Source organism: Paenibacillus sp. FSL H7-0331, assembly GCF_001956045.1.
This window is the reverse complement of the sequence record NZ_MRTH01000004.1, coordinates 116,469-131,821: the sequence shown is the minus strand read 5'-3', so window position 1 is coordinate 131,821 and position 15,353 is coordinate 116,469. Positions and strand designations below refer to the sequence as shown.

Sequence of the window (15,353 nt, the reverse complement as noted above, 5' to 3'; positions counted from 1 at the left end):
GTTTGCTACATTTCCTAGTTTATCAGCTCTTTGTTATCAGAATATCAAACGCAAGTGAAGAATTTGTAAAACCAGTGGATCCGATCGTGCCTCGACCGATGCTGATGCTGATAGGTCGTCGGTATCGATTATCCTTTGACAGATCCTTCAGTCAATCCGGAAATCAGCTGCTTTTGAAAAACGAGCACGACAATAAGCAGCGGTATGACGCTAATAACCGAAGCAGCCATGATCAAGTGATACGGTGTATAATTGCTGTCTTCAAGTGCTTTGATCGCTACGGCAAGTGTTAAGTTCTCTTTGGACCTTAGAATAACAACCGGCCACAAAAAATTGTTCCACTGCTTAACGAACAAAATAATGCCCAAAGCTGCAAAAGCCGACTTCAAATTGGGCAGCACTACTTTTCGGAACAGTGTAAATTCCGAGCATCCATCAATCCGTGCCGCTTCCAGCATCTCATCTGGCAGCGACCGACAGTATTGTCTCATAAAGAAAATACCAAAGGCATTGGCAAGGTCTGGAAGGATAACCCCCCAAATATTATCAATTAAATGAAGCTGCTTATAGATGACAAACAGCGGTACCATTGTCGCTTCGTGAGGAATCATTAACGAAGCTAATACAAATACGAATAAAATTTGTTTTCCGCGGAATTCGTATTTGGCAAAGGCATAACCGCCCAAGCTGCATAGAAACAGTGTTACAACAGTAAAGGTTGTGGATAGTAAAACACTATTCCACGTAATGATACCAAAGCTTCTTTTCAAAAACAGTTCCCCGAAATTTTCCCAATGCAAGGTTTCAGGAATCCATATCGGAGGGTTGACGAATATTTCACTTACCGCTTTTAATGAAGAGCTTAGCAGCCAAAAAAACGGAAATAACATCACTGCGGAAACAACAGCCATTACGATAAACATGAGGATAGCGTTAAATTCATTTTTGCGATTCCAGCTGTAATTCTGTTTAGCCGAGGTCTGCATGCCTTCTCCCCCCTTTATCCATTTTTATCATCAAACAAGCGTAATTGAACTAACGAAACCAGCATCATGAGAATAAAAAAACATACGGCGATCGAAGAAGCATAACCAAAGTTAAAGTTTTGAAAGCTCTCGTTATACAGCATCAAAACAGGAGTTAACGTAGAGTTCAAAGGGCCTCCCTTGGTTAAGATGAAGGGTTCGGTAAACAATGAAAATGTCCCAATCGTGGACAAAATCGTACAGAATAGTAATATCTTTTTCACCAGAGGGATCGTAATCAGAAAGAAACTTTGGGTTTTGGTGGCGCCATCGACATATGCGGCCTCATACAAATCTTTGGGGATGCTTTGCAGTCCTGTCATAAGCAGCAGCATATTGTAGCCGAGCCAGCGATACAAAACCATCATTGCCACAGTAAACCGAGCCCAGCCCGGTGATTCCAGCCACGGAATACGGTTATCCAACCATCCCAAATTCATAAGCAGAGAATTCAAAAGTCCATCCTGCGTGTTGAATATCAAAACAAATACGAATGATACGGCAACAACAGATACAAAGTTCGGGACGAACAACGCCATACGGAAAAAGCCTTTGCCGACCATCCAGTTCGCATTAAGCAGGCTGGCAAAAATAAGCGCCAGAAAAAGCATGATAGGCACATAAATCACATAGATCACAGCGCTGTTCCATAAAGACAACCAGAATTGGTTATCATGCATTAAAGTCGTATAATTTTGTAATCCGATAAACGACTTTACTTTAGAACCGTTCCAATCCGTGAGACTTATATAAAATGAATAAATAATAGGATATAAAGAGAACAGGATAAACAACAAAAAGTATGGCGATATGTAAAAATAAGGAGCGAGTCGAAACTGCCATTTCCAGCTTGTGGTTCTCATAGCTTTCCTCCTATGAGTTTCGCTTTAGCGAAACTGACTTCGTAAGCATTTGCTAAGTTTGGCGAAGCAAAACTGACTTCGTAAGCTTAGCAAAAAACAAAGGGGGCATCATTCCCATCGAACTCATGCTGATTCACATTCGCTCGAATGAACATGACACTCCCTCAGTTATTCCTGTCGAGATTGAATAGGTATTTTGTGCTTACTTTCTTTTCGTCTTTTGCCTAAGCTCGTCAGCCATGCTTTTTAAAGCTTTGTCCGAAGGCGTATTGTTTAAAAAGATTTGCGCCCATACGTCCGTCATCATTTTATTGGCTAATGGAAAGTCGGAAGTGTAAGCAAGCGGGAAAGTTTGTTTTAACGACTCGGCATACATTTTCAGGACCGGCTGGTTGTTGAAGTATGCAGATGGCGCGTCCATATCCGGACTGCTATATACGGTGTTCAGTGCCGGGAACAATCCTGCTTTTGTCATCATTTTCGCTTGAGAACTGTCCTTACCCAACATAAATTCAATGAATTTCCATGCTTCTTCAGGATTCTTGGAATTTTTATTGATAGCCATGTTAGAGCCGCCTTGGTTGGCACTGACATATTTATCATCCTTGGACCATTTTGGCATCATGGCAACCGACCATTTCCCCTTATCTCCAGGGGCATACTGCTGTTCGATGGTCGCGTCATGCCATGAGCCTCCTACAACGGTAGCGAATTTACCCTCTTTGATAGCATTACCCCAAGGATCGGTATTAGCACGGGCATCAAATACGAGTCCTTCTTTTTGCATCTTGACCAGAAAATCAGCTACTTCTTTCACCTGAGGCGAATCGACGGATACGTTACCCTGCTTATCGAAGTACCACAAGCCGCGCTGCCACATCATGGACTCGAATACACGGTTGCTTGAATTTGTTTTTGAGTCTCCATACATCAGAACGCCGGTTTTTTCTTTAATTAGTTTCGCTGCTTCATAGTAATCGTTCCAAGTCTGGATTTTTTGTGAAACTTCCTTCGGATCGGTAGGAAGACCGGCTTTTGCGAACACATCATTTCTATAAAACATCACAACCGGACCACTGTCCCATGGCATCGCGTAGATTTTATTATCCTTTGTGGCGTCTTCCCATTTGTACGCATTCATTTTGTCTTTATAGGGCTGGACACGAGAAGTAATATCCAGTAAGGAATCAATTTGCACCATTTGGGAAAGATTGGTAGATTCCAATGAGACAATATCCGGCACTGCATCTCCCGTATTGGAAGCGATCAAATACTTTTGATACAAGTCTGTCGATTTCATCAATTGAAATTCAACCTCGATATTCGGGTATTGCTTCTTAAATTCTTCCATGTTCAAATCTACACCCGTTTTTGCCGATTCCCAAATCCAAACTACCAGCTTCGTCTTTTTACCGGCATCTGCAGGCTTGACGGCTTCTCCGGGCTTTGCCGATTCTGCAGGTTTGCTGCTTGGATTGGAACATGCACTGGCCATGATAGAGAAAAACATGCAGAGGACCAGTAATAGCGACCAACTTTTCTTTTTCATTGTTCAATACCCTCCTTATTTTGTTCTTCTTTATCTTAGTTTTTTTGAAAGTGCTTTCAAACTGACATTCGTTTGATAATAGTGTACTATTTTAGAAAAATAAAAAAACACTCCTGACGTTCAGGAGGTTGTCGTAATCTTGTTCCATCATTTCGTTATTTTGTTTGATGTCGGTATAGACTGGGGGTTTGAGCCACACATTTTTTAAACCATTTGGAAAAATATTTGACGTCCTGAATGCCCACCTGCTCGGCTACTTCATCCGTTCGAAGGTCGGTCAGACGCAGCAAATCCTTGGCCCGTTTCAATTTACGATCAGAAATAAAAGTGATCAAGCTGCAGCCAACCTCTTCTTTGAATATCGTGCTAAAATAGCTTCTGCTAACCCCTATTCGGTTAGCCAGATCGGCAGCCCGTATATCTAGATGCAAATGCTGATCGATAAAATCAATTGCCCTAAGCACATCATCCTTATGAATTCCGCTGCGCAATTCGATTTGCAGCTCGATTTGCCGAAGTCGGTGCATCTTTTCCATGGCCTTCATCCAGCCCGAAGCATCTTGTATAGCTCCCTCGCTTCTCCAATGCAGCCAAGGCTTGTTCAATTTCATGGCGAGCAATTCAGTTTTACATGCATGCATAAGATCCGAGCCGCAACATAAAAACAAAGAGTCCTGCCCATTATTCAGAAAAAGGATTCCCTCAGCGCACACAAGTGGAAAGGTTTGACTTACTTCCTCCAGTAAGTCCAAACCCTTCTCACCCGTATCACCAGCTTTGTTCATAAACAGATGGAATAGATGACTCCCGGAAACCATCCATTTCCAATCAGTGTCCAAATACTGCTTCAATTGAGCAGCGGCCGATTGTTTCTTTTCCATAAGCCATGTTTGCAGAAGGTTATCTGTGCGATCTTGATCTTTTGGCGTCGTGGCGGAGGCTTTCTCCGGTTTGTGAAGAAGTAATTCCTGGCGTATTTTTGCCAAGCTGTCATCCATTTGTGCATCATCAAAGTTGGTTTTTACAATGTAATCGGATATACCGAGCTGAATCCCTTGCTTGGCAAAGCTAAAATCGCGGTGACAGCTTAAAAATAATATCTTAGTCTCCGGATAATCCCCCAAGATTCGCTTGGCCAACTCGATTCCGTCCATTTCCGGCATCACAATATCGGTAATGACGATGTGCGGCCGATGTTTCAGGAACGATTCCCAACCGAGTAAACCGTTCGCAGAGTCCGCAACGACCTTCATTTGATGTTTTTCCCAATCAACGGTCATGCGCAGACCTTGTCTGACCAACTGTTCATCATCAACAATCATCACTTTTAAAACAGTATCTACAGTAATTTCGGCCATATGAACATCATCCTCGTTCCTTTCATTCTCTCTGATTCAATGTTCATCCTGTACTGCAAGTCAAAATGCAGCTTAAATCGTTCGTCGACATTCCGTAAACCCAGCCCGCCCTGCTTATCAGGAATTTTGTGGCCGCTTCGGATATATTCCAGATGCTGTGGTTTGATACCCAAACCGTCATCGGTAAGCTCCATGCAAATGTTTTGCCGTAAGGAAGTAATCGTAAGCATCAATTGCCCCCTACCATCGGTAAAAGCGTGAAAAAAGATGTTCTCTAACAAGGGTTGAAGCACCATTCGTGGTATAAGACAGTTCTCCAGCTCGGGCTCCACATGCAATACAACGTTGAATACATCTCCGTATCTGTATCTTTGAATTTCCAGAAAATGCTGTGCCACTTCAAGCTCCGTTTTAAGCGGTACTAGCGATTGTTTAAAATTAAAACTTGCCTCCAGCACAGCGACTAAATGCACGAGCATATTTTGTATATCCGGCTGGTGGGCTAATCTCGCCTTCCACTGAATGCTGTTTAATGTATTGAATAGCAGATGAGGATTAATTTGATAATGGAGAGCTCTCAGTTCAGCCTCGCTTTTGAGCTTTTCTTTAAGGCTGATTTCATGTACCGACTGTTTGATTTGCTCCGTCATCCTGTTGAAGGCATCGCCCAGATATCCCAGCTCATCCGACGTTGTAATCCGCGTCTGAACGGAAAGATCACCTTGACCGAATCTCTTGATCGATTTAGCTAATTCTTTAATGGGCCTTGTAAACCGCGAAGAAAAAATACCTGCCATAATAACCACCAGGACAAGGGCTAATAAAGAAACAAACAGTGAATATTTTAAAATGACACTGGAGGATTCATAAAATTGCTTATAAGGCAATCTGGCCTCAATAATCCACCCATTCGTATCTAACCGATCCGACCATATAATATCATTATCAGCAAAAGAATAATCTGCTGAGGTTTGCAGCAACACCCCTCTGTTTTGATCAAGAATTTGCAGATGCGCTTTCAAATCATGTTCAAAGGTACGAAATAAGCCTAATATTGAATCCGCTTTCATTTCAATTAAAATATGACTTCCTTCCGGCAATCTGAACTGTTTTTGTATAGGTACGACTAAACTTATCACATAATTCACCGATGTGGACGAGTAATAATCCGGATGATGAATCATAATTTTATTGCGTATTATAGGACGCTCTGAAACGTTCTTCCAAAAGTCGGAAAGCATAAGCTTCTGAGCATTAATCATATCGTTCCCATAGATTTTTCCCGATTTGGTAACAATATTTACGCTTATGATATCCGAATTTGTATAAGAGGCGAGCAGTCTTTTCAGATCTCTTTCATCTGTATATTGGCTGTAGGTCTGAAGATCCTCATCCTCGATTACAATAGGTGTGGACGTCAAATAAGCTAATATATTCCCCGTGATATTTTCCATTTGTTTCAAGTTGGTATCCAGATGAAGCCTCAGCTGCTGCACGGCATACAGGCCGTAGTTTCCGAATTGAGAATTGACAACCTGGGATGACTTATAATAAGAAAAGTAACCCAGTGTTATTAAAGGCAAAATAGCCACGATCAATAAAAAAATGATCAGTCTTGCTTGAACACTTTTGGACAATTGAAACCGGTAGGGCAGCTTTTCAGAGGGAAATCGGTATTTCATGCTTCACCTGCTTTGAGATGATAAATAGATATGATAAATAGATATAATGTAGTATAACGATTTATGTTTGCTGATTCCACCCTCAGTTTATTCCATAGCATACATTTTCTAAAAAATAGGGGTGGTTTCCCCCAAGCTAGTTACTTAGGGAACACCACCACGCCGTTGTTTATTCATCCTCTTTAAAAATAGGCTTGATTCTAAGTTCAAATTTGAACTCCTTTTCATCCAACCGGTAAGGTACCAAAAGCTCAGGTCCGCAGGAATTGGAGCCTACTCCGCTTATCTTATAATCGAGGTGAACAATCGTTTCTTTTCGTCTGACAAGCTCATAATCGTGAGCGGCCTTAGTTAGATCCTCTGGTGTATAATGCGCTGCATTCAAGGAGAAATCGTCCGAACCCGAAAATTTCAACCCCATTCCCTGCTCGTTGGATACGATCGCCCACTCGGTTCCATATCGCGAACCATTCTCCTGAGGCATAATATAGTTTTCGAACATCTCGTCAACCGTCAGTAGATACTTTCCTCTTTTTACACTATGACGTTTGTCTATATAACTCTCATGCGGGCCAAGACCAAAATATTCTACCTCCTCCGTTCCTTGAGGCATAGTAAGCTGCAGCCCGAAGCGTGGAAGAAATACAAGACCATCTCTTACAGTGATGTCTACTTGCAGTGAAATTTCACCAGTACCATCTACTTTCCAGAGGGCAACACCATGAAGAATCGGGATTTTAATATATCCGCCTAAAGAAAATTGTACAGTGATCTCCACCGATGCTTCCGTTTGATTCGTGATCTCACAACCGTACACATGCATATTTGCTCTGTCATAGCCCTCTTCCATCCAGCTGTGCTTGATCTTACGATCGTTATCGGTAGGGGCACGCCATATGTTAAATTTAGTCGGCGCATCAATCATATCCATTCCATGCTTGGTTATCTGTATAAATGCACCCTCATACATGTCGAACACATGCTTGAAATCAAATCCCTCAATATTCAACTGATGTCCACTTTTATTCAAATGAATGGCCGGTATCTGTTGAACCTCATGCTCCTGCCTCCTAAAGACCGGGAGCTCGAACTGATTAAAGCAGATTTCGTGACCGGCTTCAGCCCATCGGGTCTCCCGCTTGGACCTGCACGAAACTGTAAGGAAATAACGGCTGTGGGACTCAGCAGGTAATTCATAGGGTATACGCACCCGTTGGACAGCATGAGGTGAAGCTTCGAGCTGGATCGGCTCCCCTTGATCAATCAGCTGCCCGTCCTTTTCAATCCTCCAGGTCAATTCAATATGGGATAAATCGATAAAATCGAACAAATTCGTTACGATTATCGTGCCTTTTGTCAAGTCCTCCGCTTCCATACGAATCGGTGCAATAACCTGCTTCAATTCCAGCAGCCCTGTATGCGGTTTCCGGTCTGGACCCACAAGGCCATCTATGCAAAAGTTGCCATCGTTAGGCTGATCTCCGAAATCTCCCCCGTAAGCAAAATATTCCTTTCCATCGGCTGAATGGGTCTTGATCCCATGATCAGACCACTCCCACACACAGCCGCCCATCAGCTTCGGATATTTGTAAATGATATCCCAATAATCCTTCAGATCTCCGGGCCCATTGCCCATAGCATGGCTGTATTCGCATAAAAACATCGGCTTCGTGCTGTTCTCATCTTTAGCATAATTCTCAATGTATGCAGGTGAAGAGTACATTCGGCTTTCTACATCGATGACCTCTGTATTAGAGCTTCCTTGATGTCGCGGATCTACACCTTCATAGTGAATAGGTCGTGACGCGTCTCGACCTTTGATCCATCTTGCCATCGCCATATGATTAACATCGTAACCGGACTCATTACCCAGGGACCACATAATGATTGAAGGATGGTTTTTGTCCCTTTCGACCATTCGGATGGCCCGCTCCAGAAAAGCATCCTCCCAATCCGGATTTCGAGTTAGCATATGATAATCTCCCGCATGCAGCACACCGTGGCATTCCAGGTCTGCTTCATCAATCAGGTAAAAACCGTATTCATTGCATAAATCCAGAAAACGCGGATCATTAGGATAATGGGAGGTTCGAATGGTGTTCACGTTGTGACGCTTCATAAGCACAAGGTCTTTGATCATATGGTTGATCGGAATCGTTTGCCCAAGCTCAGAATGTGAATCATGACGGTTGACACCTTTGAGCTTCACCGCAGTTCCATTGATCATAAACACGCCGTCATTAATTTCAACTTTTCTGAAGCCTACCTGAAACAGGAGCACCTCGTTCCCGCTATAAATATACAGACTATATAAATAAGGATTTTCCGCATTCCAAAGAACAGGCTCCAGAACTTCAAATTCCAAGCATCCCTTACGATCAATCATTGCTATGCCTTCGTGTATCACTTCACCCCTGGCATTTCTTAACTGTGCCCTAATCTCCAAAGAGCTCGTAGTCTGTAATTCACACTTTACAACAGCCTTTTGGTAATCATCTGATATCTCCTGCTTGTTGAATACATCCACGATATGATTGTGATCCCGAGCAAGTAAATAAACGTCTCTGAAAATTCCGGAAAATCTCCAAAGATCTTGATCCTCTATATAAGTGCCGTCGCACCACTTTAATACCATCACAGCCATTCGGTTCTTACCGCTTTGGATATAGGGGGAAATATTAAACTCCGCTGGCACCCTGCTGCCTTGGCTGTAGCCTACAAATTCGCCATTGATCCAGAGATAGAAACAGGAGTTGACCCCCTCAAACACAACATATTTTTCTTTTTCGTTCCAATTGTCAGAAATGTTGAACTCCCTGACATACAAACCCGTCGGATTCTCATTAGGTACATACGGAGGATCACAAGGAAATGGATAATTCACGTTTGTATATTGCAGTTGATCGTACCCTTTAACTTGCCAGCAGGATGGAACCGTCAAATCGTCCCAAGCGCTTACATTTGTTGAAACGTCATAAAAACCGTCCTCAACATCTTTGATACTGGGATGATACTGGAACTTCCATCGTCCATTCAAGGTTTGATAAAAAGGGGAACGTCCACGTTTTCCGCTTGAAGCCGCTTCCACATCACCATAAGGAATGTAGTAGGCTCTCGGAGCTTCCCTGTTGATTTGCAAAACTTTAAGATCTTCCCAGTAACGGGTCACATTAATCAAATGAATCGCTCCTAATGTCAATTAAGCTGCAAACAGTAGCAAGCTTTCGGTTCATGCATGATCATTTTAAATGGATGCTGGGGGGATTGGAACCGACAGATGTTTGGAATAAGTGTATTTTTTAACAAACATAGCTGCGTTCAAACACAAAGAACCCTTTTTTTGTAAAAAGGGTCCCGGTCATTTCGTTTCTGTAAATGAATTACAGCAGCGCTTCAATCTCAGAGGTCATGTCCGCAGGCGAAACCGTTGGTTCAAAACGTTGGATTGGATTGCCATCAGCATCAATAAGAAATTTGGTGAAATTCCATTTGATATCGTTGCCCTCAATCGTACCCGCTTTAGTCAGCATATTGTGCATCATTTTACCTGTTCCGTCGTTCAGGTCAAAGCCTTCGAATGGCAGAGCTTCTGTCAAATAGCCGAATAACGGATGCTTGTTGTCACCCAGCACCTCGATTTTGTAAAAGAGCGGAAAGGTAACGCCATAATTAATTTGGCAGAAGGTGTCGATCTCTTCATTCGTGCCAGGTTCTTGACCGCCGAATTGATCGCAGGGAAAGCCAAGAATCACAAGTCCTCGATCACTGTAGCTTTCATGCAGCTTTTGCAGCTCGGAGTATTGCGGTGTAAATCCGCATTTACTTGCTGTATTCACAACGAGCAGCACCTTGCCTTTATATTGATCCAAATGCACTTCTTGACCTCGAATGTTGGTAGCGGAAAACGAATGAACTCCCATAGTTTATTCCTCCTGTGTAAGTTGATGAACTTGCTCGAGCAGCTCGGTAAGACGCTTCCTCATTGTGAAAGCTTCTTCTTGAGTTATGTCGATCTGGCAAAATACGCGTTCAGGCACCTCTTGTGCTTGTTCCTTAAGAGAATGCCCCCGATCAGTCAGCCGGATAATGACGTTGCGCTCATCCTGAGGGTCACGGTTCCGTCGAAGCAATTCCATGCCTTCCAATTTCTTCAGCAACGGCGTAAGGGTACCCGAATCCAGATACAATCGGCTGCCCAACTCCTTAACTGTGATGACATCCTGCTCCCAAAGCACCAATAGCACAATGTATTGGGTGTATGTAAGTCCCAGCTTGTCCAGAACCGGCCTGTATAGCCTTGTCATCTCCCTTGAGAACGCATAGACCGCAAAGCATAATTGATTATCCAGCTTCAATATTTCGTCTCTGTTCATAAGCATCTCTTTCCACTCAATTAAATTGTATACAATTTAATTTCATAAAATTAATTTACCTCATTTTTATTGAAATGTCAAGAAGACTGAAATTCAATTTTGTAACTCCTATCCTATTTTAAGATAATTTTCTCAAAAAAATCCCCCATCTGGGGGATTCACCTTCTCAGTTATCGTTCAAAACCATAAATCTGCAGCTCATGAATGGACCAGTAATTTCCACTCGTTCCGGTTTGCACAATTTTTACATATCTGGCCTGCTGCGGGGTGAATTTTATTTCCGTTACCTTATTTCCGTTACCGAATGCGATCGGCCCCGTCCATGTTAAGCCATTGTTCGACACATAAACTTCATATTTACGTGGGTAATCGTTAGGCGATCCCTCCGTCTGAAGCTCTATTCGATTGATCGTAAAAGGATTCTTCATATCTACTTGATAATATTGTCCCGACGTTTGCGCGGCGCTAGTATCCCACCTTGTATTACTGTTGTCATCAATCGCGCCTTGTGGCTTCCCGCCGGAACTGCCTGAGACTATCCAATCCTTACGTTCCAAAGGTACATAATCCGTCGCGGCTGTCTCAACAGTTTGGGAAGTCCCACTTACTCCTGGCAATCTTATTTGATACTTGTATGTCGTTCCAGCCAAAGTGCTGCTGTCGATGAAACGGGTTTTCTGTACGTTAGCAGCGATTAATTCGTAACTCACACTCGAATCTGAACTACGCCAAATATCGTAGCCCTTGGCTCCCTCCGATTCCATCCAGTAGAGTTCTATTGAATGCTGCTGTATAGGCGCTGCCTTCACCCACGTCGGAGGTTTTGGTTTAACATCTTCAGATCGTGTTAGGATATATTGAACCGCTTCACCAGGACCGAGCGTTTCCCTTAACTCCAGATCGGGGGAAGCCTGTAATCCCGATATATACGTCCGTGCTTCCTCATAGGTGCTGCCTGGCCCGAATCTTTCCCCTTCATAAATAGTCTGTTCAGGCATCGTCACTTTGACAGCTATCGTCTGTGCGCTTTTCTCAAAATTAACGAAGTTCAGCAATATTTTGTTAGAGGTTCCCTGCGATCCGGGTAAAGGCCTCAGCGAAGACGTGTCTACCCCACGGAAGTATACCAGCTTATCATACAAGACATTGGTATTCGTTATTTGGTAAACTAACGGTTTGCCATGGGTCGCATAGGCCAGATTAAGCCGTCTCATAACCCCTGCTCGGGAATCTGTTTCTGAAGTATTCCCGTATATTCGTGTTGTAGCAGGATTATGGTTATTCAAATTAAAGCCTGTTTCAAACAAAGAGTAGTTGGGATAAAAGGCAGCATGATGGGTGAACATGTCTGCATAACCAATATGAGCGCGCATAATCCGGTCAAAGACCGCCGATTTCGGTTCTACCGCCCCGAATTGCTTAGCATCCATATGAGTATCCGAGGTACCATATTCGGTATTCAGCATCAGCTTCGGCAAACCGTCTTCGGCTCCACCAAACGTCTTCAAATTTTCTACAAAGCTTCCGCCCACACGATCCGCAAATGAGGATCCATAGGAATGACCATTGGTTAGATTAGTCACATTTTCCAGCTCCCTGCGCTGGGACGGATCGCTTTCCCACCCGTCAGGATCCCCACATTGGCGTTTTCCATCGGGCAATTGATTTTTGCAAGCTTTCATCTCATACGGGAGAGCATAGGCCCAGCCTGGGGCAACGGTCTTCAAATGGGGTGCCAATATAGGGATGTTGGCATTTAACCAATTCGCTATGGCCAGATTTACTACTTTGGAACGATTAAATAATCCAGGCTCGTTATCGATCTCATAATATTGAAAAAGAGAACCGTAATTTTTTACGTAATTATACAATTTATCCTTGGCATCATCGGGAAGTGTCCCATCCATTTTCAGCTTGATATTGCCTGTGTGCAAATGAAACGATACAGCTTGAGTATTATAGTCCCGTAACGTCTCGTAATAAGTCCCAATAGCTGAACAAGCGTTCTTCACATCGGTAGCGCAGCCGGTACGCATCACATTACCGCTATAAGCGATGCCCATCCATTTCAAGACATAAGGGAGATGCCGAACGGCCCCTTCGTCGTAGTAGAAGGACATATTGTTAAGGCTTGTACCTGATGCGATATAGCTGCCGTGAATCGGTTCCTCCACAGGTGCAGACAAAGCTTTTAACCCGATATAATCCCACTTCCACCAAAGATACTCATTCTCGGAAGCCGAGCAATATAAGCAGCCTGCAGCCTGCAGCTCCAATACGTTGTTACCAAGCTGCAATTGCTCCTTTGGGATGTAAAGCACGTACGTTTTTTTGAATGGGTATTCGCTTGTCGTACCACCGACGCCAGCGATCTGAACAATGCCCGATAACATGCGGTTAGTGAAGACAGCCATTTGAGGGACCGATTTATAAGCATCGAGCACTTTGAACTGTAAATGAACGCCGTATTCCGGGATTGCTTCCAACGAATAGTTAATGCTAAATGACGGATTCACCGATTTATTAAGTCCACTCGGCACACTTTTCCAATCCGCACTCTTAATGGAATCGGTAGGAAAGCTATAACTTTGTCTCCCGGTATCCGAATTACCGAATTCATTCAAGGAATCATCCTGTTTCCCAAGCAGCCATATCCAGTTGTCCTGGTTTAACAAAGCTGACGCTGGCTCAGCACGCGTTAATTGATCGGCTGCCTTGCATGGGTCGCAGGAAACTAAAGATAAAATGAACAAGCATAGCAGAACTGCTGGCAAGACAAACAACAAAACCAGTTTTCTTTTCATGGTGTGTCTCCATTCCTTTTTTTGAACCGCGTCCTTCATTTAGGAATAAATAACGCACTCTCCGGAATGATTTCTTTGGCTTGGGAAAGGCTTGCCCACATGACTTTGGCTGCCGCTCCTGCTTTGTCATTGTAAAACTCTACTTTAAAGTCGACGGGCTTTCCGGCGGTAAGTGCAATCGTACCGGATCGTTCAACCCAACTTTGGTTGAACCAGCTGTCTATAACTAAATCCCCATTCACCCAAACTCTTATTCCGTCATCGCTCAAGGTGGATATCGTATAAGTTTCCGTAAAGCTGGGCCAAAGCCTGCCCGTCCATCTCACCGAGAATGTGTCTGCCTGTACAGCGGTAGTTGGAGCCAATTGCCGCCAATTGAAGTCGATATTAGGATCTTCACGAACTTCCTTAAGGTCTGTAAAGTCCTTGTTATCATAATATTCGGCTACCAATCCATTCTTACCGGCAGCCTTGCCGGGCATTCGGAGAGTAAGCGGAACCGTCCCCCTCTTGATGGATCTTGAGCTGGCATAAAAGGAGTGGATACGCTCTGCGGTGTTATTTTCGGTCAGCATTTTGCCCCAAACCATCATATAAGCCCATTTAGGCTGATTCTCAAGGACAGCAGGGTCCGGGATCTCGCCGGTTTCTCCAATAGCCACCGGTTTGCCTCCCGCAAGCTCAACAATCTTGTCATAGTATTCCTGTCGGAATTCATTACCATAGATGTCAACAGCCAGGATATCCACCTTGTCAGCGCCAGGATAAGTCAGCGTATAAGGATCAGCCCATTCCGTAGGGGCATTCGGACTCCATACCCACAGAAGATTGTTCAACTTATGCACGTTTACGTATCGGTCATACATGATATTCCATAGAGCAGAGAAGTTATTCTTCTTGCCCCACCAAAACCATCCTCCGTTCATTTCATGATACGGACGCCATAATACAGGAACTCCAGCATCCTTAAGCTTAATCAGGGATACAGCCACCTCATCCAGGTCCGCAATCAATTTGTCATATTCCACAGTTCCCGGCGTCACATATTTATCGAACTCAGATTGACTCATTTCCTTTTGTACATTGGACCAGCAGCGGCAAGTATCGGGAATGCTTTCATGATAAGTCATCGTAACAAGACCACCTGCCTTATTCCATGCAATCGCGCTGTTCACCACCTTCTGCCTTTGCGAGGCTACCTCCGAAGGGGATTGATTCATAATGGCTCCAAGCTCATAGCCGTGGATTCCCGCGTTCTTGCCAGTCTGTTTCTTTAACTTGTTGTTCAGCTCATCCGGGCTTTCCAAATAATCATGCTGTCCACTTATGATTTTCGTCCCTGATATCTCATAGAGATTTTGCAATACTGCTTTTGCTTCCGTTGATGCTATCGGATTTACCGGGGCAGATAAAGCTAACGAAATATCTGAATCAACAGGAAAATGAGGGGCAACCAACGTAAGTAACAGTAAAATAGAAATCACTTTTCTAACCACACCCACCCTTCTGCTATGCTGCAGCAAAATCATATGGTATAATTTTTGCAAAACTTATGCTTGTTAAAGGAGCTGCTAGTGAGTGAATCATAATTCTAAGCTGTCCATGCCAAGAGGCTGTATTTGGGCTATTGTCATAACCTTGCCGATCTGGTTCATTATTTTATACTTAGTGGTCAAATAAACAATCGCCTTCCATCCCC

The 15,353-nt window shown here is 43.6% G+C and carries 10 protein-coding genes; all 10 read right to left on the bottom strand.

Translation table 11 applies throughout. From position 1 onward, the window contains the following. Positions 1–128: 128 nt before the first annotated feature. The 10 genes from BK127_RS07455 to BK127_RS07410 all read right to left on the bottom strand — a co-directional run bounded on the left by BK127_RS07455 (position 129) and on the right by BK127_RS07410 (position 15,201). Positions 129–986 (bottom strand): carbohydrate ABC transporter permease, encoded by an 858-nt coding sequence (locus BK127_RS07455; RefSeq protein WP_076229397.1) that lies wholly within the window; start codon positions 984–986, stop codon positions 129–131. Positions 987–1,000: 14 nt separating this feature from the next. Beyond that, positions 1,001–1,888, bottom strand: a complete 888-nt coding sequence (locus BK127_RS07450) for a carbohydrate ABC transporter permease (protein WP_076229396.1) — start codon at positions 1,886–1,888, stop codon at positions 1,001–1,003. 202 nt (positions 1,889–2,090) lie between these two features. Further along, positions 2,091–3,437, bottom strand: coding sequence for an ABC transporter substrate-binding protein (locus tag BK127_RS07445; protein ID WP_076229395.1), 1,347 nt, complete (start codon positions 3,435–3,437; stop codon positions 2,091–2,093). A gap of 155 nt (positions 3,438–3,592) precedes the next feature. After that, positions 3,593–4,795 carry a response regulator transcription factor gene (locus BK127_RS07440; RefSeq protein ID WP_076229394.1) on the bottom strand — a complete coding sequence of 401 codons (1,203 nt, stop codon included), beginning with the start codon at positions 4,793–4,795 and terminating at the stop codon, positions 3,593–3,595. Beyond that, complete coding sequence (locus BK127_RS07435) at positions 4,777–6,477, bottom strand: sensor histidine kinase (protein WP_076229393.1); 1,701 nt, start codon at positions 6,475–6,477, stop codon at positions 4,777–4,779. The genes BK127_RS07440 and BK127_RS07435 overlap by 19 nt, the downstream gene beginning before the upstream one ends. A 169-nt stretch (positions 6,478–6,646) precedes the next feature. Beyond that, on the bottom strand, positions 6,647–9,646 hold the full coding sequence (locus BK127_RS07430) for a glycoside hydrolase family 2 TIM barrel-domain containing protein (RefSeq protein WP_305954289.1): 3,000 nt from the start codon (positions 9,644–9,646) through the stop codon (positions 6,647–6,649). A 211-nt stretch (positions 9,647–9,857) separates the two neighbouring features. After that, positions 9,858–10,397: a glutathione peroxidase gene (locus BK127_RS07425; protein WP_076229391.1), complete on the bottom strand. Its 540-nt coding sequence runs from the start codon at positions 10,395–10,397 to the stop codon at positions 9,858–9,860. Between the two features lie 3 nt (positions 10,398–10,400). Continuing rightward, on the bottom strand, positions 10,401–10,850 hold the full coding sequence (locus tag BK127_RS07420; RefSeq protein WP_076229390.1) for a MarR family winged helix-turn-helix transcriptional regulator: 450 nt from the start codon (positions 10,848–10,850) through the stop codon (positions 10,401–10,403). Positions 10,851–11,020: 170 nt separating this feature from the next. Next, positions 11,021–13,654 (bottom strand): discoidin domain-containing protein, encoded by a 2,634-nt coding sequence (locus BK127_RS07415; protein WP_076229389.1) that lies wholly within the window; start codon positions 13,652–13,654, stop codon positions 11,021–11,023. Positions 13,655–13,689: 35 nt separating this feature from the next. Continuing rightward, positions 13,690–15,201 (bottom strand): glycosyl hydrolase, encoded by a 1,512-nt coding sequence (locus tag BK127_RS07410; protein ID WP_256711214.1) that lies wholly within the window; start codon positions 15,199–15,201, stop codon positions 13,690–13,692. Positions 15,202–15,353: the final 152 nt, after the last annotated feature.

Coding starts and splice junctions, on each gene's coding strand:
- BK127_RS07455 (WP_076229397.1), bottom strand. CDS start 986: ATGCAGACCTCGGCTAAACAGAATTACAGCTGGAATCGCAAAAATGAA.
- BK127_RS07450 (WP_076229396.1), bottom strand. CDS start 1,888: ATGAGAACCACAAGCTGGAAATGGCAGTTTCGACTCGCTCCTTATTTT.
- BK127_RS07445 (WP_076229395.1), bottom strand. CDS start 3,437: ATGAAAAAGAAAAGTTGGTCGCTATTACTGGTCCTCTGCATGTTTTTC.
- BK127_RS07440 (WP_076229394.1), bottom strand. CDS start 4,795: ATGGCCGAAATTACTGTAGATACTGTTTTAAAAGTGATGATTGTTGAT.
- BK127_RS07435 (WP_076229393.1), bottom strand. CDS start 6,477: ATGAAATACCGATTTCCCTCTGAAAAGCTGCCCTACCGGTTTCAATTG.
- BK127_RS07425 (WP_076229391.1), bottom strand. CDS start 10,397: ATGGGAGTTCATTCGTTTTCCGCTACCAACATTCGAGGTCAAGAAGTG.
- BK127_RS07420 (WP_076229390.1), bottom strand. CDS start 10,850: ATGAACAGAGACGAAATATTGAAGCTGGATAATCAATTATGCTTTGCG.
- BK127_RS07415 (WP_076229389.1), bottom strand. CDS start 13,654: ATGAAAAGAAAACTGGTTTTGTTGTTTGTCTTGCCAGCAGTTCTGCTA.